Source organism: Dorea sp. D27 (genome assembly GCF_001185345.1).
GTDB lineage: Bacteria > Bacillota > Clostridia > Lachnospirales > Lachnospiraceae > Extibacter.
In genome coordinates this window covers 617,342-636,903 of the sequence record NZ_KQ236744.1, presented here as the reverse complement: position 1 = coordinate 636,903, position 19,562 = coordinate 617,342, and the positions used below count along the sequence as shown (strand labels likewise).

Annotated in this window: 20 protein-coding genes and 3 pseudogenes; 6 read left to right on the top strand and 17 right to left on the bottom strand. The window is 47.4% G+C overall.

The annotated features are described in order from the left end of the window. Positions 1-17: 17 nt before the first annotated feature. The 7 genes and pseudogenes from HMPREF0980_RS09510 to HMPREF0980_RS09480 all read right to left on the bottom strand — a co-directional run. Positions 18-467, bottom strand: a pseudogene (locus HMPREF0980_RS09510) (sensor histidine kinase); the annotation flags it as partial. A gap of 43 nt (positions 468-510) precedes the next feature. Further along, positions 511-1,665, bottom strand: coding sequence for an AI-2E family transporter (locus tag HMPREF0980_RS09505; protein WP_008978053.1), 1,155 nt, complete (start codon positions 1,663-1,665; stop codon positions 511-513). A 2-nt stretch (positions 1,666-1,667) separates the two neighbouring features. After that, entirely contained in the window at positions 1,668-2,387 is a 720-nt protein-coding gene (locus HMPREF0980_RS09500; protein WP_242847373.1) for a phosphatase PAP2 family protein, read from the bottom strand. Further along, complete coding sequence (locus HMPREF0980_RS09495; protein WP_008978051.1) at positions 2,359-3,477, bottom strand: MGDG synthase family glycosyltransferase; 1,119 nt, start codon at positions 3,475-3,477, stop codon at positions 2,359-2,361. The genes HMPREF0980_RS09500 and HMPREF0980_RS09495 overlap by 29 nt, the downstream gene beginning before the upstream one ends. Positions 3,478-3,486: 9 nt before the next feature. After that, a complete protein-coding gene (locus HMPREF0980_RS09490) occupies positions 3,487-3,948 on the bottom strand; it encodes a glycosyl-4,4'-diaponeurosporenoate acyltransferase CrtO family protein (protein ID WP_009295644.1) in 462 nt (153 codons plus the stop codon). A 7-nt stretch (positions 3,949-3,955) separates the two neighbouring features. After that, complete coding sequence (gene cls, locus HMPREF0980_RS09485) at positions 3,956-5,473, bottom strand: cardiolipin synthase (RefSeq protein WP_008978049.1); 1,518 nt, start codon at positions 5,471-5,473, stop codon at positions 3,956-3,958. 19 nt (positions 5,474-5,492) lie between these two features. Beyond that, entirely contained in the window at positions 5,493-6,020 is a 528-nt protein-coding gene (locus tag HMPREF0980_RS09480) for a TetR/AcrR family transcriptional regulator (protein WP_008978048.1), read from the bottom strand. Positions 6,021-6,211: 191 nt separating this feature from the next. On the opposite strand from HMPREF0980_RS09480, the gene HMPREF0980_RS09475 reads away from it, so the two are divergent. Both HMPREF0980_RS09475 and HMPREF0980_RS20030 read left to right on the top strand, forming a co-directional pair. Then, complete coding sequence (locus HMPREF0980_RS09475; RefSeq protein WP_008978047.1) at positions 6,212-6,430, top strand: hypothetical protein; 219 nt, start codon at positions 6,212-6,214, stop codon at positions 6,428-6,430. Positions 6,431-6,486: 56 nt separating this feature from the next. Next, positions 6,487-6,585 (top strand): annotated as a pseudogene (locus tag HMPREF0980_RS20030) (recombinase family protein); the annotation flags it as partial. Positions 6,586-6,648: 63 nt separating this feature from the next. Here HMPREF0980_RS20030 and HMPREF0980_RS09470 read toward each other — a convergent pair. From HMPREF0980_RS09470 to HMPREF0980_RS09445, 6 genes are all read right to left on the bottom strand, one after another. Next, positions 6,649-8,325: a recombinase family protein gene (locus tag HMPREF0980_RS09470; RefSeq protein ID WP_002569190.1), complete on the bottom strand. Its 1,677-nt coding sequence runs from the start codon at positions 8,323-8,325 to the stop codon at positions 6,649-6,651. Positions 8,326-8,425: 100 nt separating this feature from the next. Beyond that, positions 8,426-8,653, bottom strand: coding sequence for a transposon-encoded TnpW family protein (locus tag HMPREF0980_RS09465; protein ID WP_004607973.1), 228 nt, complete (start codon positions 8,651-8,653; stop codon positions 8,426-8,428). A 414-nt stretch (positions 8,654-9,067) separates the two neighbouring features. Continuing rightward, positions 9,068-9,328: a helix-turn-helix domain-containing protein gene (locus HMPREF0980_RS09460; RefSeq protein WP_002590583.1), complete on the bottom strand. Its 261-nt coding sequence runs from the start codon at positions 9,326-9,328 to the stop codon at positions 9,068-9,070. Next, positions 9,309-9,740: an RNA polymerase sigma factor gene (locus HMPREF0980_RS09455; protein ID WP_009255547.1), complete on the bottom strand. Its 432-nt coding sequence runs from the start codon at positions 9,738-9,740 to the stop codon at positions 9,309-9,311. The genes HMPREF0980_RS09460 and HMPREF0980_RS09455 overlap by 20 nt, the downstream gene beginning before the upstream one ends. A 536-nt stretch (positions 9,741-10,276) precedes the next feature. Beyond that, positions 10,277-11,266: a 23S rRNA (adenine(2503)-C(2))-methyltransferase RlmN gene (gene rlmN, locus HMPREF0980_RS09450; protein WP_004607971.1), complete on the bottom strand. Its 990-nt coding sequence runs from the start codon at positions 11,264-11,266 to the stop codon at positions 10,277-10,279. Then, positions 11,267-11,452, bottom strand: coding sequence for a cysteine-rich KTR domain-containing protein (locus tag HMPREF0980_RS09445; RefSeq protein WP_004607970.1), 186 nt, complete (start codon positions 11,450-11,452; stop codon positions 11,267-11,269). A 381-nt stretch (positions 11,453-11,833) separates the two neighbouring features. On the opposite strand from HMPREF0980_RS09445, the gene HMPREF0980_RS09440 reads away from it, so the two are divergent. The 4 genes from HMPREF0980_RS09440 to HMPREF0980_RS09425 all read left to right on the top strand — a co-directional run bounded on the left by HMPREF0980_RS09440 (position 11,834) and on the right by HMPREF0980_RS09425 (position 14,400). After that, on the top strand, positions 11,834-12,187 hold the full coding sequence (locus tag HMPREF0980_RS09440) for a helix-turn-helix transcriptional regulator (protein ID WP_004607969.1): 354 nt from the start codon (positions 11,834-11,836) through the stop codon (positions 12,185-12,187). Between the two features lie 261 nt (positions 12,188-12,448). Beyond that, positions 12,449-12,778, top strand: coding sequence for a plasmid mobilization protein (locus HMPREF0980_RS09435; protein ID WP_002585086.1), 330 nt, complete (start codon positions 12,449-12,451; stop codon positions 12,776-12,778). Continuing rightward, complete coding sequence (locus HMPREF0980_RS09430) at positions 12,739-14,085, top strand: relaxase/mobilization nuclease domain-containing protein (protein WP_002585087.1); 1,347 nt, start codon at positions 12,739-12,741, stop codon at positions 14,083-14,085. The genes HMPREF0980_RS09435 and HMPREF0980_RS09430 overlap by 40 nt, the downstream gene beginning before the upstream one ends. Positions 14,086-14,148: 63 nt before the next feature. Next, a complete protein-coding gene (locus HMPREF0980_RS09425) occupies positions 14,149-14,400 on the top strand; it encodes a helix-turn-helix domain-containing protein (RefSeq protein ID WP_002585088.1) in 252 nt (83 codons plus the stop codon). 177 nt (positions 14,401-14,577) lie between these two features. Here the strand turns inward: HMPREF0980_RS09425 and HMPREF0980_RS09420 are convergent, their stop codons facing one another. The 4 genes and pseudogenes from HMPREF0980_RS09420 to HMPREF0980_RS09405 all read right to left on the bottom strand — a co-directional run bounded on the left by HMPREF0980_RS09420 (position 14,578) and on the right by HMPREF0980_RS09405 (position 19,433). Further along, positions 14,578-14,943, bottom strand: coding sequence for a cysteine-rich VLP domain-containing protein (locus tag HMPREF0980_RS09420; RefSeq protein WP_002585089.1), 366 nt, complete (start codon positions 14,941-14,943; stop codon positions 14,578-14,580). Further along, positions 14,940-15,152, bottom strand: a complete 213-nt coding sequence (locus tag HMPREF0980_RS09415) for a transposon-transfer assisting family protein (protein ID WP_004607965.1) — start codon at positions 15,150-15,152, stop codon at positions 14,940-14,942. Before HMPREF0980_RS09415 ends, HMPREF0980_RS09420 begins: the two co-directional genes overlap by 4 nt. After that, positions 15,149-16,102 carry a hypothetical protein gene (locus HMPREF0980_RS09410; protein ID WP_002585090.1) on the bottom strand — a complete coding sequence of 318 codons (954 nt, stop codon included), beginning with the start codon at positions 16,100-16,102 and terminating at the stop codon, positions 15,149-15,151. Before HMPREF0980_RS09410 ends, HMPREF0980_RS09415 begins: the two co-directional genes overlap by 4 nt. A gap of 3 nt (positions 16,103-16,105) precedes the next feature. Beyond that, a pseudogene (locus HMPREF0980_RS09405) lies at positions 16,106-19,433 on the bottom strand (antirestriction protein ArdA). Positions 19,434-19,562: the final 129 nt, after the last annotated feature.

The following is a 19,562-nucleotide window of genomic DNA, read 5'->3' as shown; positions in this document are numbered from 1 at the left end:
TCTAATTTATCTTAAAACTAGATAATCTCATCTTTCTGCTTTGGCAGCTCTATAACAAATCTGCATCCACCATATTCACGGTTTTCTGCTTTGATTGTTCCTCCGGCACTATCTACAATCCGTTTTACAAGTGCAAGACCTAGGCCATTTCCTTCTGCTTTATGAGATCCATCTACCTGATAGAACTTGTCAAATATTCTGGATTTTACATCATCCTCTATTCCTGGTCCTTCATCTTCCAGAATGAACTTAACAGAATCCTGTTCTTGTTTCAGAAACATCGTAATTGTCCCCTTTGAAGGGCTGAACTTAATCGCATTATCTAAAAGATTTATCCAGATATGCATAAAAAGTCCTTCATTCGCAGTATATTTAACTTCCTCCAATTCTACCTGAAAACCAATTTCTTTTTCTGTCCATTTTGTTTCCAATGAAAGAACTGCCTGGCGGATCTGTTCATCCAGACGATTATCGTCAATAAACGCACAAACTATTCGAACGCCTGCTACATCATTGAGATATGTCTGTATTCTCGTCTGAGTTGCTTTGTACATTGGACAGCTCCGGTTTGCGGGTATGCAGCCGCCGTTCGATTGATTCGTGTAGAAGCTGAGATACAAGAGCCATTAACGGAATAAAGAAAATCATGCCAAGGACACCGAACAGTTTACCGCCCAGCAAAACCGCCAACAACGTCCAGAACGGGGATAGCCCTACACTGTTTCCCACGACGTGAGGATAGATGAACTGATTTTCAACAAACTGAGTTGCCTGATAGACGATAAAGCATAGGAGCGCCTTGTTCGGAGCCGCCAATAAAGTAAATAAAATGCCGAAAGCGCAGGAGAGAAATCCTCCAATATAAGGAACGAATGCAAAGGCGGCAGTTAAAACGGCTGTTAGCCCCGCATATGGAATCCCTGCAACAGAAAACGAAAGAAAGATCAATGTTCCAAGAATCATAACCTCGACACACTGACCAGAAAGAAACTTCGCATAGGTGTCATGTGCAAGTTTCGAAATATGGCAAATTCTATCTGCAACGGATTCCTTACAGTAGGCATACAGTGCCCGTTTGCTTTGACTGCTCAATTCACGCCATCCAATTAGCACATAGAATGTGATCACAAGTGAAATTGCAACATCAGCAATCGCAGATACCGTAGAGCCAGCAACATTGGCAACTGAGGAAATCACTGTGTTCATTTCGCTCGAAATGCTTTGCAGAATAGATTTCCAATCGAGCGCAGCAAAATGTGCCGACAGTTTCTCTGTGTCAATGCCGTATCTTTGCAATAAGCCGACCCAGTCAGGCCATTTTTCTTGAACAAGAGCAGCAATGCTTTTTACAGATGCAGTGAGCTGTGGAATCGCAATTACACACAGAAGAGCAATAATCGCAATAACACATATCAGCGTCAGTAACAGGCTTATCATGTCTATTTGCCGATCTGTAGCTTTAGTCAGCTTTCGTCGAAGCCTCTTTGCCAGTCCGCGCACGGGTATACTCAGAACAAAGGCCAGCAAAAGGCCTGATAAAATCGGAGCGAGCAAGCCAATACACGATTTTAGAAAGTTGGCAACATAGTTTAGATTGTTGAATGCCGCAAATAAGATCACCCCAAACGTGATTAGTAGAAGCGGCTTTTTGTAGGATTTATCCATGATTACATCCTCGTAAGAAATCGGTTTGTTTTATTATTGGGGAGTATCTTATAGGCAATCCACCAACCAAAGAAACAGACTGGCAATGCAGCGAGAACATCCATGATAGAATGCTGTTTCATAAAAACGGTGGAGAGACTGATACACACGGCGATTGATGTAGCAGCGATTTTCCATCCGACGCTTTGGAGCGCCTTGCAATCCCATAACCCAAACATCGCGGCAACAGAGCCTATTACATGAAGTGAGGGGCAAACATTTGTATTGGTATCGAAACTATAGAATAATTCAATAAAGCGTGTAAGTAGATTATTGCGTACAAATGCTTCTGGCCGCAAATTTTGGCAGGTTGGAAAGAACAGGTAAATCAAAACCGTGATCGTATAGGTGACTATCACAAAATACATCATACGCCGAAATGCAGGTACATCGACGAAAAAAGTATAAACCAACGTACCGATTAGAAAGACAAACCAAAATAGATACGGAATCAACGCCCATTCACAAAATGGTATTATATCATCGAGTCCACAATAGACGGGATAGTAATTTCGTTGCGGTTGCAACCGCTCAAGAAACAAAAACAGCAAGCCGAAAATTGGCCAGTAAAGCAATAGCCTGACGTGAGAAAATTCAGGTGTATTAAGTTTATGGATGCGGAACTCACGGTAATTAACTTCCGGCTTTATATGATTACTTTGCATGACTGTATATCCATTCATAGATTTTATCGGCTGCCGTACATTCCGTCTGCGACCGCATTGCCGCGCGCATTTTAGAAAGAAGCACTGGGGCATTTAGCGTTTTTATTGTGGTGTCTGCGATTGCTTTTGGCGTATTGGCTGTGACGGCCATTCCATTACGCAGAAAAAAATTCAGATTATGTGTCTCGCAGCCAGCCACTGCATCGATAAGCACCATTGGTAACTCTGCCGCCATTGCCTCAGATGTACTTAGACCTCCGGGCTTTGTCAGGAATAGGTCTGAGGCTTGCATGAGCTGCGGCACATTATTGACGGTTCCCAGAACATGAACTTGAGAATACTTTTCTGTCCTTTTTTGGAGTTTTTTGCGTAAATCATCATTTGTGCCGCATACAACACTAAGTTCTTGTTCTGTTGTGAGGTAAGGGCAGAGATACGATATAATCTCCTCCATTGGACCGCAGCCCATGCTACCGCACATCATTAAAATATGTTGATGAGCAGGAGAGATTCCGGCGTTGGCTTTTCCTGCTTCTTGTGACACACGCTGGTAGAATTGCTGCCGCACAGGGATTCCACTGGCGATCAGCTTTTGAGGTTGAAGTCCACATTGTTCAAACTCACCTAACAGCGAAGTGGACGGAATGAAATACCAGTCCAGCGCAGAATCCGCTGTGCAGGGAGCGCAGGTATAGTCTGTAGAAATGTGGCTCGTTACAAGCTGTAAGCATGGGTGCTGTCGGCGCATTTCTGTCAACGCCAAGGCTGGGAATACATGAGTACAGATAATATTATCGTAGCCTGCAGAGCGGATGTATTGATACATCCGCTCTGCGCCGGAGGAAAGTAGCTTATAGATCGGCGTTCCCTCACAAAAAATATCTTCGTGAGATTCCGCACGCTGATACCCAGCATCAAAAAGCCTTGGAGCATGGCGGTAAATTCGGGTATGCCAATTAGAAATAAACGTGGATGCTTTTTCTGAAATAAACTGCAAAGAATCTGTAATATTGCAGATTTCTCCGCGAGAGTGGTAGGCTTCCTGAACTGCTTGCGCACAGGAGTTATGCCCTGCGCCAGTGTTGCAGCTTAGAATTAGTGTTTGCATTTGAATCTCCTATTTTTTCCTTTGCTGCATAGCAAACAGCTTTTGCAGGCGTGGGCGATTATAGCGCTGGACAACAATAAACGGCAAATTACCCAGCACAATGTAGATAATCGTTATACATACCCCGCCAACACCGGACCATATTTTCAGCAGTCCAAGACCGGCGATAGACAACAGAATATGTGTCCACTCTGCCACGCAAGTTTCTTCTATCATGCGCGGCAAGTTCTCATAGTTTTCCTTTGTCAGTTTCTTTTCCGGCATGATTTTAACGAATATGCGGCTCATATCGGGGATCTTTGCCTGCCATTTCCGAACATGAAGCCGCTTCCATAGTTTTTGCTCTGCCGGGTGGCAGACCCAAGGAAAACGATCGGCGTGAAACCAATGCTTCGGGATCAAGCGCCCCACTACAAAGGAGAGAACCCCTAACGCCGCGATATATAGCAGACACATAAGAAAATGCTTCATAAAAACCTCAACATAGCGGTGCGAAAATACGAAGGACACCATCTACGACCCAGCGGCGCGAATAATGTTTCATATCATAGGGCTTTACCTCTTTACATTTTGCCTGTGTAGCGATGAAATCGTCCTTTATTGCTGCAATAATACTGGAACGATAAAAGAACGAATTGTTTTCAAAGTGGAGAAAGAGACTGCGGTAGTCCAGATTGACAGTTCCTATCGTCGCAACTTTGTCGTCTGATACAAAGCTCTTTGCATGAACGAAGCCGGGAGTATACTCATAAATCTTGATGCCGCCAGTCAGCAACACCTGATAAAAGCTCCGAGACATACGGAAAATCAGCTTCTTATCAGGGATGCCGGGCATAATGATCCGCACGTCTACACCACGTTGAGCAGCGGAAATCATTGCATCCATCAAGTCATCGCCAAGCATAAGATACGGTGTAAAAAACCATGCGTAATCCGTGCTTTGAGAAAGCAAGTCAATAAAGAGCTGATTACTGGTAGCTTCATGGTTAAGGGGCGAATCGTAGTAACTAAGCACATAACCATCAAATGTGTGCGGCGGCGCAGGATACCTTTTGGGATATGTGGGCATTGCAAGCTGTCCTGCTTCTTTTTCCAGCGAAAATGCGTTCCAAAAGGTCAAGAACATATGGGTAAAATTTTTTACTGGCTCACCAGTAATCCGAAAGCCTGTGTCCTTCCAGTGTCCATAGGGATGTTCCAAATTGATATACCGATCTGATAAGTTGATACCTCCGCTATAAGCAACTTCGTTGTCAATAATCAGCATTTTGCGATGATCGCGATAGTTTGCAGTTCCTTTTAAGGCAAGGAAAGGATTAAAAGGAATACATGGAATGCCTTTCTTTTTCAGTTCACGGACATTACTGAAATTGAACGAAGAAATACTGCCAAGATCATCGTATATCACACGTACATCAACGCCCTGCTCCATTTTTACTTCCAGTTCGTTCACGATTGCGTCCCACATATGCCCCGGCTCAATAATGAAGTATTCTACGTAAATCGAGTTTCTTGCATTTTTCAAATCGGCAAGCATATCAGGGAACATATTATCGCCCAACGGATAGTAACGAACCTGCTCAACTGCACACATCGGATATTGCGTTTTTTCTTCCAGCCACCGCACTGTTTGCCCCATGCGTTTTTCGCCGTCAAAGGGCGCTTCTTTTATTGGAAGAGGCTGCGGATTGCAACTCTTTTGAACTTGCTGCAAGCGCCTTTTTAGAGGGCGGGCCGTCCGTTTATTTCCAAAGAGCAGATATAGTAACGCTCCTACCAAAGGTAGTGACAGAATAACCAGCAGCCAAAGCAATTTATAAGCGGTTTCATCTCTCTTTATAATAATAAATACCACCAAGAAAAACGCTGCAACGGAAAGCAGTGACACAATAATCGGTGCGTAAGGGGTCAGCCATTTCATCAACAGCAAAAGCCAGAGCGATTGTAAAGCCACCGCTGGAATAATTGTTAGAATGCGTCGAATGATTTTTCCCATATGTTTACCCCCCTCTATGTTATTTCTCCTCCGAAGATGCTTCCCAATCGCAAACTATTTGTGCCATTTCCTGTGGGGTTTCTTTATAGCCTCGTAATACCCACGCATTCATAAGCCCAAACAATCCATATGTAATAAATTGGATAAAGTAGTGCGTTTTGGCATCGGCATTAGCGACAATGGATGCCGCTTCTTGTAAATAGAAGTTTAGAATCACATATTGGCAATCAGCTGAGTAGAGCAGATCACAAATAGGACGAGTGGAAAGGCAAAATTCAAAAAACAGCCTGATGCCGTCATAACTACCAGTGGCGAAGTTGGTAGCACCGTGTTCGTCGGAAAAGCGCTTCCACAGACATGTGATTTTGAAAGACAGAACTTCATCTTTACTTTTGAAATAACGGAAATAAGTGGAGCGACCTACATCTGCCTTGGCAGTCATCTCCTCAATACTGATTTTTTCAATGGGTTTTTCTTTCATTAGTTCCAGCAACGCTGTACCCATACATTCTTTCAGATAGTCTGTTGTAGCCGTTGTCCTTCGCATAAGAAACGTCTCCTTTAATTGCGTATCATTGAAACAAGGATTGTCATTTGTTCCACTTTCGCTCGGACTATTGACAACGCCTGCTTCTGTGATATTCATAGCATCTATGATACTATCGTTTCATTTATACTATCATTTGCTATTTGCCCTGTCAAGCTAAAATGCGAGTACGACGAGCAGAAAGGAAAACTATGGGTACGATTTTTTCCCGTGTAAAACTCAGCGGAAAGCATGTGGCCGCCCTCTTGGCGCTGATGCTGCTCTCCGCTGTGACAGCCATGCTGCTGCCTACTGCCCTGGCCAGTATGATTGACATCGGAGTGGCCGGAGAAAACCGAAACACCATCCTAATCATTGCGGCGGTGATGGCAACCCTGGCCATTCTGCGGCTCTGTGTTTATTATATCTGAGCTATTCACAGTAAAGTTGGACATTTGTATTCAGCGGGAGAAAATAACCTTGACAAATCTCGTCTCAGAAAGCCCTGCTCAGTAAATACGCCGCCGACCATGGATTCCGGAATACCCGGTTCTTCGTGGACGATGGCTTCTCAGGGACCAGCTTTGTTGAGGTAAGATAACGATACCTTTTTTGCAGAGGGTGTTATCTTACCTCTTTTTGATGTATGTTAGATAGCATAACTCTTTACGTCGGCTCCTATCTGTCTGAAATAGGAGATACTTTCAGTAGGCTTGTCGCCTGTATCAACTCTGCCGACAAAGCTATAAAAGATTTCGATTTTGCGGGTGTTCGTTTCCTTATCCAGTTCGTGAATAAGAATACGGTCAATAAATTCATGGACGTTTTCGTAGGTCAGTTCTTCAATCGCTGTGTATCTGCGTACCAGTGCGACAAACCTTTTTACGTCCGCGCTGCGCTCGGTGGCGTTGTCGATTTCCTGTGACAGCTCCGCAATCCTCCGGGTCAGCGTCTTTTTTTCTTCATCATAGCCGGAAGTCAGAAAAGCAAATTGTTCATCTGAAAGTTTCCCTAAAGCGTTGTCCTCGTAGAGCTTGCGGAATAAGATGTTCAGCTCGTTAATACGGTTCTGCGCCTTGTCAAGTTCTTTCCGCTGCTGTGTCAGCGTCTTTTGTACTGCCTTTGCGCTGCACTCGTTGGCGGTTTCGATAAACTCCTGTTCATGCTCTTTCACATAAGACGTTACTCGCTGCAAGTCTGCAAGGACAAGTTCTTTCAATACGCTTTTGCGGATATAATGCGTAGTGCAGAGCATATCATTTCTTGCCCGGTTGCGGTAGTTGCCGCAAGTGTAGGCGTGTTTCCGTTCAAGCGTCCCGGCTCCGCGTACTGCATACATTTTGTAGCCGCAGTCCCCACAAAAGAGCAGCCCGGAAAACAGGTCAATTTCATCAACCTTTGTCGGGCGTTGCCGGGTGGCAATCCGCTTCTGTGCAAGTTCAAAGGTTTCTTCATCAATCAAAGGTTCGTGAGTGTTGGGGAAGAAATACCTTTTTTCCTCCGGGTTCTTTTTCGTCTTTTTCGACTTATAAGATACCTTGTAGGTTTTCCCGGTTATGGTATGCCCTAAATACTCTTTCCTTGTCAGAATGTCGTACAGTGTCTTATCCGGCCAGTTGTACCATGCGTTGAGCTGTGGGCGGGGGTGGCGTTTGCTCCCTGTCCTGCGGTAGCGCAGTTCCCCGACGGTCAATATCTCATTGTCCCGCAGCCAGTTCTGGATTTCACACATACGGTCGCCCCGTACATACATTGCAAAAATCTGTTTTACGACGTGTGCCGTTTCCGGGTCGGGTATCAGATGATTGCGGTTATCCGGGTCGATAAGGTAGCCGTAAGGAGCTTCGCCGTTGACGCGCTCGCCTTTCTGTGCCTTTGCCTGTTTGACAGCCCGGATTTTCTTTGAGGTGTCGCGGGCGTAAAACTCGTTGAACCAGTTCCGCAGAGGGGTAAACTCGTTATCTTCCCTCGCTGTGTCTACACCGTCGTTAATGGCAATGTAGCGCACTTCGTATTCGGGGAAAACAATCTCTATCAGTTCGCCGGTTTTCAGATAATTACGTCCCAGACGGGAAAGGTCTTTTGTTATGACGGTCGCCACGTTCCCGGCTTCAACCTCATGCAGCATGGCTTGAAGCCCCTCACGCTCAAAGCTCACGCCGGAAAATCCGTCGTCTACAAAAAAGCGTGTGTTGAAAAAGTGGTGTTCGTCAGCATACTTTTGTAAAATCAGTTTTTGGTTCTGTATGCTTTCGCTTTCCCCGGCTTGCATATCTTCCTGGCTCAATCTGCAATATAAAGCGGTAATCTTGTCTGTCTGTAACATTTTGTCCTCCTTTCCGACGACAGACAAGCATGGTATTTGTACTGTCTATATTATACCACATACCGCTGCCTGTGTCATGTATAAAATGTGAAGAAACGCCCTATTTCCGGGCGTTTGCGGGGTTCAGCTCCATGTCCTTGCGAATGAGCTTCTTTATCTTTTTATCCAGTGTGTCCGTTGCGCGTTCACTTGCGGACGAACATACAAGGTAAGTAACTTTTCCGATTTTATGCTCCGTTGTGGTAACGGGCGTCTGGTTTTGCGTCAAAGAAAATCCCCCTTTCTTTCGCAAACATATAATACAGTCTATGAATAGCAGCAAGTCCACTATTCAAGAAAACAAAGGCTTTAATCGGACGGTTATTAGCATAACCTCATGGGAATTTCACCCCGGCATGGTTCTCATGCAGCCCTACCCATTGCCTGCGACGCTCTTAACGCTCGGACTGTGGCTGTAAGGAAGTATCATTGTATATTTTGCGTGTCGTCGCCCGCAAGCCGCTACACTTGCTTTCCGGCGCGGTGTTGGTCGCTCGGCTGTCCGGGCGGGGATAACCTCACCCGGATAGCGTCATGGCGCACCCACCGTATGGCTCGGCGCAAAAGGAACGTATCCGATTTGCCCTATGCTGCGCCGCCGTTATCTTGCGCCGCTTTCTTTGTCAAGGTTCAGAATGGCTTTGCTGCCGCGTCAGCAGCGGAACGGAAAAGGGGGAGAGAGAAAGCGTCCCGCCGCTGCGGTTTATTCCTCTGCCTTAAAGGTGAGGACAGCCATCATCAGTTTTGCTTGCAGCCGTTCCCGAATGTCGTGGTCTACGCCAAAATAGACGTTCCCGCGCTCGTCGTACAGCTTCCGCATGGAGAGGCGGGCTATGTAGCCGCTGAAATGCTGCAAGACAATCTTCATAGCGTCCGGGTCGCCCTTTGTCGCTGCCAAAATGACAGGATAGGGAACAAGGGCTTTTTCCGGGTAGCCGGGTTCGTTACCATTCGTCCCATTCATCAGCATTTTCCTCCAGATATTTTTTTAGCAGCTCAAAAGAGCTTGTCCGCCTGTACTGTATCGTGCTTCTCGACGTATCGAACAGCTCCGCAATCTCGGTGTCGTTCATTCCCTCGAAATAGTACAGGAGTACGGCTTTGCGCTTTTCTTCCGGCAAAGTACGGATTGCTTCAAGAAGCAGCTTCGGCGTGATTTTCTTCCCGGCTCTTTCAAAGGCGATTTCCCCTTTGAAATATTCATCAAAGGTATGAAGCTGCCGCGCTTCTTCTAAGGTCAAGTCGGAAAAGGTAATCTCCCTTGCCTTATGCCTGTGCAGCTCTTTGTGAGCGTCACACGCTTCATTGTGCAGTACCGTATTACAAAACTTCTGGAAAGCGCACTGTTTTATAAACTCCCTGCGATTAGGTTCCACATTCTCACCCCCTTTCTCGTTGGAAAGTTGGTGGTGCTTCCCCCTTTTCGCGGGGCAATACTGCCTTTTGAAAAAAACGCCGAAGATTTTCGGATTTTTTTCAAAAAATTTTTTGAGCAGCAAAATACGCCTGTCCGAAAAGCCCGGACAGACGTATAGGTATTGTAAGCGGTATTCAGATGATTAGACAGTTCATATTGATAGACGTAGTTTTCCCCGGCGGTGGTCGGGCTTTTTTTGATGTGTCAATGACCGTCGGATTTTGTCGATATGGTATGTGCTTCATGGCGGCTACCTCCTTTTAGCCGCCGCTTTTAACAGTGATACCGCGTCATTTCATTAGAAGATAAAAAGAAACGGCGGCTTTGGTTTTTCAAAGCTGCTGCGGAAATCAAAGAACGACAAGCAACAGTTCTGATTTTGCTCCAATATGGTTATTGGGGGCACAAATTAAATCAAAAAAGAGCCGATAACAGCAGTATTTCAAACTGCATATTATCGGCTCTGCGTCTGTGCGTCTGGCTCTTTTAATTAAATTATTTTTGTTGTTTTTTGGCTTTATTATATGTATTAGCTAACTGTCCACAAGCTGCTTTAATCTCTCTACCATGAGAAACTCTCATGGTAACTTCAAGTCCTGTTTGCTCTAATTGATGTTTGAACGCAACCATTTCTTGTTTTTGTGGTGCTCTAATTTTTGAATTACTCGTCGGGTTGTATTGCAGCACGTTAATCATAACATTTTTGCCCTTAAACCATTTTGCAAGTTGCCTTATATCTGAGGAACGGTCATTTATACCTGGTAAAAGCAAATACGCAAATACCACTTTTCGATTATGCCTTTGTGAATAGGACAATGCTTGCTTAACAACATCTTCAATAGCGTACATGTGCATATGAGGAATGATGCAGTTTCTCGCAGCCTGTGTTGCTGCATGTAAAGATATTGTCAACTGAATTTTTAGATGTTCTTCGCGCAATTTTTTTAATTGATTAACTGGACCAACTGTTGATACGGTAATGCCGTCGGTTGGAAAGTTAAGTCCATTTCTATCTCGAAGAATATGGATTGCTGCAATCAAGTTGTCGTAATTGAATAAAGGTTCTCCCATTCCCATAAAAACGATACGATTTACTTTTTGACGTATCAATATGACCTGTTGCACAATTTCAGATGGTGTTAGATTACGAACGAAACCATTGCGTCCGGACTCACAAAAAATACAGCCAACAGAACAACCAACTTGCGTACTTACGCAAACAGTCCCACCATCTCGCCGTTTAATAAAAACCGTTTCGATATACCTGTTGTCTTTCAATTCATAAACATACTTTTCAGTATCGCTACTTTTATAGACTTTTTTTGTTGATATTGATAGATTTTTTTTGTGAAATGGCTGTTTATACAATTCCGCATATAAGGCTCTTGCTTTATCCTCTCCAATTACTTCCGACATTTCTTTGTAAGTAAATCCGTATGGGTCATTCAATATTTCCGTAAGTGTACTTTTAGGTAAGTGTTTCATTTAATATCCTTCCTTTTGTTTTTCAGAGTTTTTGATTATGATTTCTAATTTTTCAACATCAATGATATGTGTTAATTTACATTTAGGGCAGAAAAGAGGAAAATTTCTTAATACCGTATTATAAAATACTTGAACCCTCGTCTTTCCGTTACAAATTGGACATTTTATCCAATATTTTTCAAGCATAATATTTCTCCTTTTGTGCAAAAAAATACAGGTCAATTCTCAACATGAGCATTGACCTGCATTTATACATATAACACTACAACAAAATTAAGGCATAGTTTTTATACTATGTCTATACATCGTTAGTTTTGTTGTATAGCATACGCAAAATAAGCATGACAAAAAAGCCCATATTGAAAATGGGAAAAATCTTTTTTGATTTCAATGCTTATCGAATACGCATGCTATGTAACATAAACATTTCCCCCTTTTAATAATACTATACAAAAAAAGCGGCTAATTGTCAACATATACATATGAATTATTTTGGCTAACTGATTGAATTGTGTAGACATATCCAAGAAGAAAGGGGAACAGTAAAATGTAACAGGGTGAATAACTATGGCAAAAAGACCAGTACCGAAATACGATTTCAAGGCTTTTGGGGCAGCGATAAAGGCGGCGCGGACAGGGCGCAAGGAGAGCCGCAAGAAAGTGAGCGACGAAATGTTTATCTCGCCGCGCTACCTTGCGAACATTGAGAACAAGGGGCAGCACCCAAGTTTACAGATTTTCTTTGAGCTTATGCTCCGCTACAATATATCCGTAGACCAGTTTCTTTTGGAAACGCCGCCAGAGAAGAACACGCAGCGGCGGCAGCTTGACGCGCTTCTTGACGGTATGAGCGATACAGGCATACGGATTGTGAGCGCAACGGCAAAGGAGATAGCGGAAGTCGAAACAGAGGGCAGATAAGAAGTGTCCGTCAGAATTGAATAAGGTTTAGAGAGCGTTGTAATCTTTTTTTGAGGATTGCAGCGTTTTTCTTTTGCGGAAGTTTGGCAAAACCGGGCATAGCTCCGTAGTAAGGCATAAGGGATAAAAACATTCGTAGCAAGCATAGGAAGCGGGTACCCACTTCCGTATTTTCCCCTCCCGCGCTGCGGCGCGTCGGTTGAAAATTGCTTGTTGGGAAGTGTCCCAAACCCTCGGAACGGAAAGGAAAGGAGCGAATACATGAACGGACGCAAAAGAACGGTGCAAATCAAATTCAGAGTGACGGAAGCGGAACGGGATTTAATACTGGAAAAAATGAAGCTCGTACCCACCCGGAACATGGCGGCATATCTGCGGAAGATTGCCATTGACGGGTATATCATTCAGATAGACCATGCCGATATAAAGGCAATGACCGCAGAGATACAGAAAATCGGTGTCAACGTCAACCAGATAGCACGCCGCGTAAACGCGACGGGGAACGCATACCAAGAGGACATAGAGGAAATAAAGGGGGTGCTTGCGGAGATATGGCGGTTACAAAGATTAAGCCTATTAAAAGCACTCTAAGCAAAGCCCTTGACTATATCGAAAACCCGGACAAGACGGACGGAAAAATGCTTGTGTCCTCTTTCGGCTGCTCCTATGAAACGGCAGATATTGAATTTGAATATACCTTGTCCCAAGCACTCCAAAAGGGGAACAATTTAGCCTTTCATCTGATACAGTCCTTTGAGCCGGGGGAAGTCGATTATCAGAAAGCCCATGAAATCGGAAAGCAGCTTGCCGACGCGGTAACAAAGGGGCAGCATGAATATGTACTCACGACGCACATTGACAAAGGACACGTCCACAATCACATTATTTTCTGCGCCGTAAATTTCGTAGACCACCGCAAATATAATTCCAACAAAAGGAGCTATTACGGCATACGGAACATGAGCGACAAGCTGTGTCGGGAAAATGGCTTGTCCGTCGTCGTTCCCGGCAAGGGCAGCAAGGGAAAGAGCTATGCGGAGTACCAGGCAGAAAAGACGGGTACAAGTTGGAAAGGCAAGCTAAAGATTGCCGTTGACGCGCTTATCCCCCAAGTTTCCAGTTTTGAGGAATTGTTGCAGCGGTTACAGGCGGCGGGCTATGAGATAAAGCCGGGGAAATATGTGTCATGCCGCGCCCCCGGACAGGAACGCTTCACCCGTCTTAAAACCCTCGGCGCGGATTATACAGAGGAAGCCATAAGGGAACGGATAGCGGGCAGACGGGCAAAGGCGGCGAAAGCCCCCAGAGAGCAGCGCGGCGTTTCGCTGCTTATCGACATTGAGAACAGTATCAAGGCGGCGCAGAGTAAGGGCTATGAACAGTGGGCGAAAATCCACAATCTGAAACAGGCAGCAAAGACCATGAATTTCTTGACGGAACATAAGATTGAACAGTACGCGGATTTAGTCAGCCGGATTGAAGAAATGGCAGCGGAAAGCGGACAGGCGGCAGACGCATTGAAGGACGCGGAAAAGCGGCTTGCGGACATGGCGGTGCTTATCAAGAATGTTTCCACCTACCAAAAGACAAAGCCCGTCTATGACGCATACCGCAAGGCAAGGAACAGGGAGAAGTACCGCGCCGGACAGGAACAGGCGATTATCCTACATGAAGCCGCCGCAAGGTCGCTGAAAGCGGCGGGCATTGCAAAGCTCCCGAACCTTGCCGCGCTGCAATCGGAATATGAAGCCCTCCAAGCGCAGAAAGAAGCCCTTTATGCCGACTATGGGAAGCTGAAAAAGAAAGTCCGGGAATACGATATTATCAAGCAGAACATTGACAGCATTTTACAGGCAGACAGGCAGCCGGAACGGGAAAAGGGAACAGAGCGCGGATAAGGATAGCAAAATCCCCGCCGCTGTGCTATGATAGGGCTATCAAAAAGCAGAGGAGCGTTGAGCATGGAAAACCAGAAAATGCCGGAATATGAAACCATACGCGCCGCCGTTGCCGGGGAAAAATGGGCGGTGGAGAAAGTCGTGGAGTGCTACAAGGACGAAATCGACAGGCTATCGACGGTAGCGGTCAGACAGCCGGACGGAAGCACGAAACAGGAAATCAACGAAGATATGCGCCAGTCCATCACAAAGAAGCTGATAGAAGCCCTCCCGCAGTTCCCGCTTGAAGAAATGGAAAAGGGAAATGTCAGATAGGCAAAAAAAGAACAGGGCGCGGAAGCCAGTATATGACTTCCGCGCCCTGTCTTTTTATGGGTGCTGTTTTCGTGAATGTTACGCAGTAGAACGCCATTTTTGGGGGTAAAGGTATAAAGTATCGCCTATCCGATTTTCACGCCCGGAAAGCCCTGTAAATCAAGGGATTTTCCGCGCCTACTGCGTAACAGGGGCGCGTCTTTTCCTCATGCGCTCGGCGGCTTGTCTGCGGGTGATACGTTTCCGGCAGACGGGGCAGTATTTGACACTGTTAGAGGTTGACGCAAAGAACGCGCCGCACTCGGTACATTTCTTCTTATCCCCTGTCTGGTAAAGCTCCGCATAAAGCAGCCTGTCGGCGGGAAGCACCGCAACCCGGAACCACTTGCAGAGAAGCGAATAGGAAATGAGCTGCGGACATACGCACTCGTCCCCGTCGTCCAGTAAGATACAGTTCCCGTTATCATAATTGCAGCACGTCCGGCGCACAAGGGCGTTGACTTTCCGGCTCTGGGGCGGCGTCAGCCGCTTAACCCCGTTCATACTTCATCAGCGGCGTAAATGGGAAGCTCTGCAAATTCCGCTTCGGTCAAAGCGTCCACTTTGGAAAGGGTGCGCTTTGCAAGCTCCCGCATATCCGCGTCCATGTAGGGCAGCGCGGCGTTGACATTCTCAATCAAAGCCCGCTTGCCGCCCTCGTTGTAAATGCTCAAAAGGTTTGTTTCTTCAACAGTCAGTCTAATCATGCTCATACCTCCATATCGTGATTTTTTGTTTTTGCCGCCGCCTTTTTCGGGGCGGTCTTTGCCTTGTCTGCTTTAAGCTGCGCCCGGATAGAGGGGCGGGGCTTCCTTATCTCCCTGTCCCGGTTCTCCCCCTTGTCAATCAGCGCATACGTCCCATGTCTGCCCTCGATTTTGGAAAAGGAAAGGGTCTTGTAGGGCAGCATGGAGAAAAGGCGGTCAGTGTCCTTTGTGGCTGCAAGCCGCATGAACGCCGGGGAAAGCTCTGCCATGAAATGGGTCTTGTTCGGGCTGTTCGGCTCGTAATGCCGCTTCATTTCCCGCACAATGCGCCGCGCTTCCGTTTCAATCAGCCCGTCCCGCAAAGCGGCAATATGCGCCTTGAAATCCCCCGGCGAAAGCTGCTCCCGGCTGCGCCGTTCTTCCTGTAAGAGCGATTGCAGCGCGTCCGGGTCGTTGGGTACGGCTTCAAAGCGTTCAAATTTCCCAAGCTGCGGGTCTGGGGTTCCGTCAAAATATCTCCCGGCTTCCTGTACCCTTTCCCCATGCTCATAAATCAGCTTCACCGTATCGGCGGGCAGCTCCTTTTCCTTGACGCGCTCATAATGTTTAGAGTAGTCCAGTTCGTACAGATTGCCCTTGATTTTCCCGCGCTCCTTTCCCGTCAGCTCGATTGCATAGGCAAGAACGCGGTCGCTTGTCTGCTCCATGTAGAAACGCCATGTGTTGTGGGGCGCGGTGTCTTTGAGGAAAACGTCGCGCTCCCGGAAACAGTGCGTCCCGGACGGGCGGCAGAACCACAAAAGTGTTTTGTCCTCCCTGTGGGGGCTTGCCGCCGCCTTTGCGATAATCTCTTTGTCAATGTCTAAGTCGCTCTGGTAAAAGCCTGTGTTCTGCTTCATAATCGCTTCAAGGGAAGCAAACAAATCCATGTTTTCAAATTTGCTCTGTTCCGGCATGGGTCAGCTCCTTTCCAAGTCCTGTGACTTCTGCTTTGCGTTTTTCTTCTGTGCCTTTTCCTTGTCGGCTCTAAGCTGCGCCCGGATAGAGGGTTTCTTTTCCGGCTTCGCTCCCTTGCCGCGCTCCTTGTCGGCTTTGACAGCGTTAGCCAGGTCAACAAGGGAAATCTGCTCGCCCGCCTTTACCTTTGCTTCCAGTTCGTCAACGGTGGGGGTGTTGTTGATGATACCGTCAATCATGTTCCCGTTCTGCTCTGTGGTCTGCTCGGCGGTTTTCAAGGGATTGTCCCGCTGCGCCTGTTCTGCGGCAACGGCAAACGCCCGCGTCCCATTCCCCATAATCAGATACTTTCCGTCGTCCGACTGGTGGTGAAAGCCATATCCGGCGGCTTCTATCTGCTCCCGGCTCATGGCGGTCACATGGAAAGTCCCCCTCGGTGTCTTGACAGTTTCGCCCGTTTCCAAGTCGTCCGGGGTAAGCTGCTTTTGCTCCTGTAAAAACTCCGGCACTTCCCGAAAACCTACACTGTCAACGAAATGCGCCGCGTCCTGTCCGTCCTGATGAAGCACTACCACGTCGGAAACGGAAAGGCTGTGTCCCTTAAAATCTTTGGGGTGGTCGATATTGAAACAGGTGTAAATATCTTCAAGGGAAGTTTCCGGCGCAAGGGGCGCGGAATAGACAAGCTCATAGTTCGCCCTGTCAACCACATTTCCCGCCGCCTGCAGGCGGTCGTATGGCTCAAAGCGGAAATCCCTTGTTTCGTCCCCGCCCTTTATCTGGTAAATGGAAAAGGTGTCTTTGTCCTGTCCGGCGGTCTGCGCCGTTTCCTGTGCCTTTGCGTAAAGCTGCTTCACGTCGCCCTCGGTCAGCTCGCCGCTTTTGAGCTGCCCCATAAGCTCGCGGCATTTCTCCGGCGTTCCCGTATAAAGCACGTCGCCCATTTTCGCCCGCCCGTTCTCCTGTGTCACATAGGCTTGCAAGAGGTAGCTGTTTTCCCGGCTGTCGCTGTAAGGGTTCCGGCGCACTCTGTAAATCGTTTCCGGGGTAAAGGCTTCTTTCGGGGCTGCGCCCGCTTTTTCCTGTGCGCCGGATTTTCCCGGTGCGGCTGCTTCCGGATCCGGCTTCTCCGGCGCGGCTTCCTGTCCCTCTCTGGTGGGCTGCTCCTGTCCGGCGGTCTGCTCCTTGTCCTGTGCCTTTTGCAGCTCCGCTAAGTTCTCGTCTATGGAATTGATAATCTCGGCGGCTGCGCTGCGTATCGTTTCAAGGGAGCTTTTCAGCTCGGACAGCTCCCGCCCGCTGCTCCACCCGGCGACATAGCCGAAAGAGTAGTCCGACGTGTCAAGCCCGTAATGTTGGCAGACAGTATAGGCGACGCTTTCCGCTTCGACTTCGCGGGTGCGGCGGTCAACGTGGGGCTGCTGCTCGTCCTTTGGCGCGTTGAGGTCAATGTCGTGCAGCTTCGCATGGGCGATTTCGTGAATAGCGGTCTTTAAGGTCTGTAATTCGCTCATGCCCTCGTTGATAGCAATGCGCTTGTCCTCCAAGTGGTAGTAGCCATGAGAGCCGCCCTCGATATTCTCAAAGGCGATAGGAACGGGGGAAGTCTTTTCAAGGGCTGCGAAAAAATCCTTGTAGCGGTCAACGTCGCCTGTCAGCTCGTCAACCGCAATGTCCGGCAGCTCCTTTCCCTCGGTCTGGGAAACGTCAAAGACGGATACCACCTTGTAGGCGGGTATGGTGACTTCCTTTTCCTCGGTGACGGGCTTCCCGTCCTTGCCGATAACGGGCTTCTGCGTGTGCGGGTCGATTTTCTGCATTTCCTGTTTGATTTTTATAGGGTGACGGAGCAATGATTTTAATTCCCTTTTGCCCTTTCATCACGTTTCGTTCAAAGTTGTTCTTCCAAGCGGAAAAGCCCGCCACAAGGGAAGCGTCCGGCTTCTGCATGGCGATAAGGACGGTGTTTCGGAAGCTGTAATTATGGAATTTTGACATGACTTTCAGATATTCCCGGTAACGCTCGCTGTCAAAGAGTTCCGCAATACCCTGTTCCAGACGGTCGGTAATCTCTTTGAGCTTTTCGGCGGGCTTCTCGCTCGTCAGCACGATAGGGATAACCGGGCGCGGCTCCTGTGGCTGCTCTGCGGTCTGCGCCGTTCTCTGCCCCGGCGCGGCTGCGTCCATTTCTACCTTTGACGGGTCGGGTCTTTCCGGCTGCGGGGGCTGCGGCGTTACCCGGTATTCCTCCGGCACGTCGCGCCCGTCGTACCATTCTGTAAAGGTGTTGCGGTTGTTGTAGATATAGCCCTTTTCGGTAAACATACCGTCGTCGTTAATGGAAGCGTCCCGCCCGTATTCCTCATACATGAAATACTTTTTCGCTTCTTCGGGAAGTTCCGGTTCTTCCAGTTCATCAACCAGATAACGCCCGTATTCTTCTTCATTGTGGACGGACGGATAAATCCAGTAGCAGTCAAGGTTCTGTGCAAGGTTGATAATGTCCTGTAAGCTGTCGGCATGGTCGCCGTATTCAATGGCTGCAATGAATTTCTCCCGGTCGTCGTCAAACTGCATTTCCAAGAGCTTCCCTAAATAGTTCAGCTCGTCGGGGTGGGAATACTCGCTTAAATGCTCCGTCAAGCCGGGGATAGTGGATTGAAATTCTGTGAAATGCCATTCCTCATAGTGCTTGAAGTCAATCCCGATACGGTCAAAGACTTCTTTCAGATGTTCGGCAGTCGTGGGGAATGTCACCCATTCGCCCGCGGGTCTGCCCTCGGTGTACTTCCCAAGATTGGAAAGATAGCCGCTTAAAATCGGTTCTGCCATTTGTTCGCTCCTTTCTTTTTCAATCATGCGGTGCATAAGCTCAAAATCCTCAATGCTCATGCTCCCGTCAAATACATAGGGGTTAAAATCCTCCCCGTCCCGGTAGGGCTTTTCGGAAAAGGGAAGCCCCGCTTCATGGGCGGCTGCCCTCGCTTCCTCGATAACCTCCGGGGGAAGCCTGTCGTCATGCGCTCCGATAAAACCGTCAATGTCGTTCATGCTGTTTTCGTAGTGGTAACGCACTCCGGCGGTCAGCTCGTCAAGGCTCATGTCCTCGCCTAAATGCCCGCAATAGTAGCCGTTTAAGATAACGGCGGCGGGGTCAATGCTTTTTATTTCCTCTAACCGGCTCCTGTCCTCCGGGTAGAGCGTATCGTCCATATCAAGATGAAAATATTCCGCGTTCCATGAACGCCCCTGTTTCCAGAACGCCACCCATGCGATACCGTCCCTAAGCTCGTCTTGATAGTCCTTTACGGTGTCCCGTAAACTTGCCATAGTGAAAAACCTCCTTTCTCTGCGGCAGCGTCATAAGCTGCATTTTTTGGCTGCATGGTCTACTACGGGTACGCCCGCATTTCTGCCAAATATTTTTGAAAATTTTTAGAGGGTGAAGCCCTCCGCAAA

Excerpts from the sequence above, each read along its gene's own strand:
- HMPREF0980_RS09505 (WP_008978053.1), bottom strand. The coding sequence starts at position 1,665 with ATGGATAAATCCTACAAAAAGCCGCTTCTACTAATCACGTTTGGGGTG.
- HMPREF0980_RS09500 (WP_242847373.1), bottom strand. The coding sequence starts at position 2,387 with ATGAATGGATATACAGTCATGCAAAGTAATCATATAAAGCCGGAAGTT.
- HMPREF0980_RS09495 (WP_008978051.1), bottom strand. The coding sequence starts at position 3,477 with ATGCAAACACTAATTCTAAGCTGCAACACTGGCGCAGGGCATAACTCC.
- HMPREF0980_RS09490 (WP_009295644.1), bottom strand. The coding sequence starts at position 3,948 with ATGAAGCATTTTCTTATGTGTCTGCTATATATCGCGGCGTTAGGGGTT.
- cls (WP_008978049.1), bottom strand. The coding sequence starts at position 5,473 with ATGGGAAAAATCATTCGACGCATTCTAACAATTATTCCAGCGGTGGCT.
- HMPREF0980_RS09480 (WP_008978048.1), bottom strand. The coding sequence starts at position 6,020 with ATGCGAAGGACAACGGCTACAACAGACTATCTGAAAGAATGTATGGGT.
- HMPREF0980_RS09475 (WP_008978047.1), top strand. The coding sequence starts at position 6,212 with ATGGGTACGATTTTTTCCCGTGTAAAACTCAGCGGAAAGCATGTGGCC.
- HMPREF0980_RS09470 (WP_002569190.1), bottom strand. The coding sequence starts at position 8,325 with ATGTTACAGACAGACAAGATTACCGCTTTATATTGCAGATTGAGCCAG.
- HMPREF0980_RS09460 (WP_002590583.1), bottom strand. The coding sequence starts at position 9,328 with ATGAATGGGACGAATGGTAACGAACCCGGCTACCCGGAAAAAGCCCTT.
- rlmN (WP_004607971.1), bottom strand. The coding sequence starts at position 11,266 with ATGAAACACTTACCTAAAAGTACACTTACGGAAATATTGAATGACCCA.
- HMPREF0980_RS09445 (WP_004607970.1), bottom strand. The coding sequence starts at position 11,452 with ATGCTTGAAAAATATTGGATAAAATGTCCAATTTGTAACGGAAAGACG.
- HMPREF0980_RS09440 (WP_004607969.1), top strand. The coding sequence starts at position 11,834 with ATGGCAAAAAGACCAGTACCGAAATACGATTTCAAGGCTTTTGGGGCA.
- HMPREF0980_RS09435 (WP_002585086.1), top strand. The coding sequence starts at position 12,449 with ATGAACGGACGCAAAAGAACGGTGCAAATCAAATTCAGAGTGACGGAA.
- HMPREF0980_RS09430 (WP_002585087.1), top strand. The coding sequence starts at position 12,739 with ATGGCGGTTACAAAGATTAAGCCTATTAAAAGCACTCTAAGCAAAGCC.
- HMPREF0980_RS09425 (WP_002585088.1), top strand. The coding sequence starts at position 14,149 with ATGGAAAACCAGAAAATGCCGGAATATGAAACCATACGCGCCGCCGTT.
- HMPREF0980_RS09420 (WP_002585089.1), bottom strand. The coding sequence starts at position 14,943 with ATGAACGGGGTTAAGCGGCTGACGCCGCCCCAGAGCCGGAAAGTCAAC.
- HMPREF0980_RS09415 (WP_004607965.1), bottom strand. The coding sequence starts at position 15,152 with ATGAGCATGATTAGACTGACTGTTGAAGAAACAAACCTTTTGAGCATT.
- HMPREF0980_RS09410 (WP_002585090.1), bottom strand. The coding sequence starts at position 16,102 with ATGCCGGAACAGAGCAAATTTGAAAACATGGATTTGTTTGCTTCCCTT.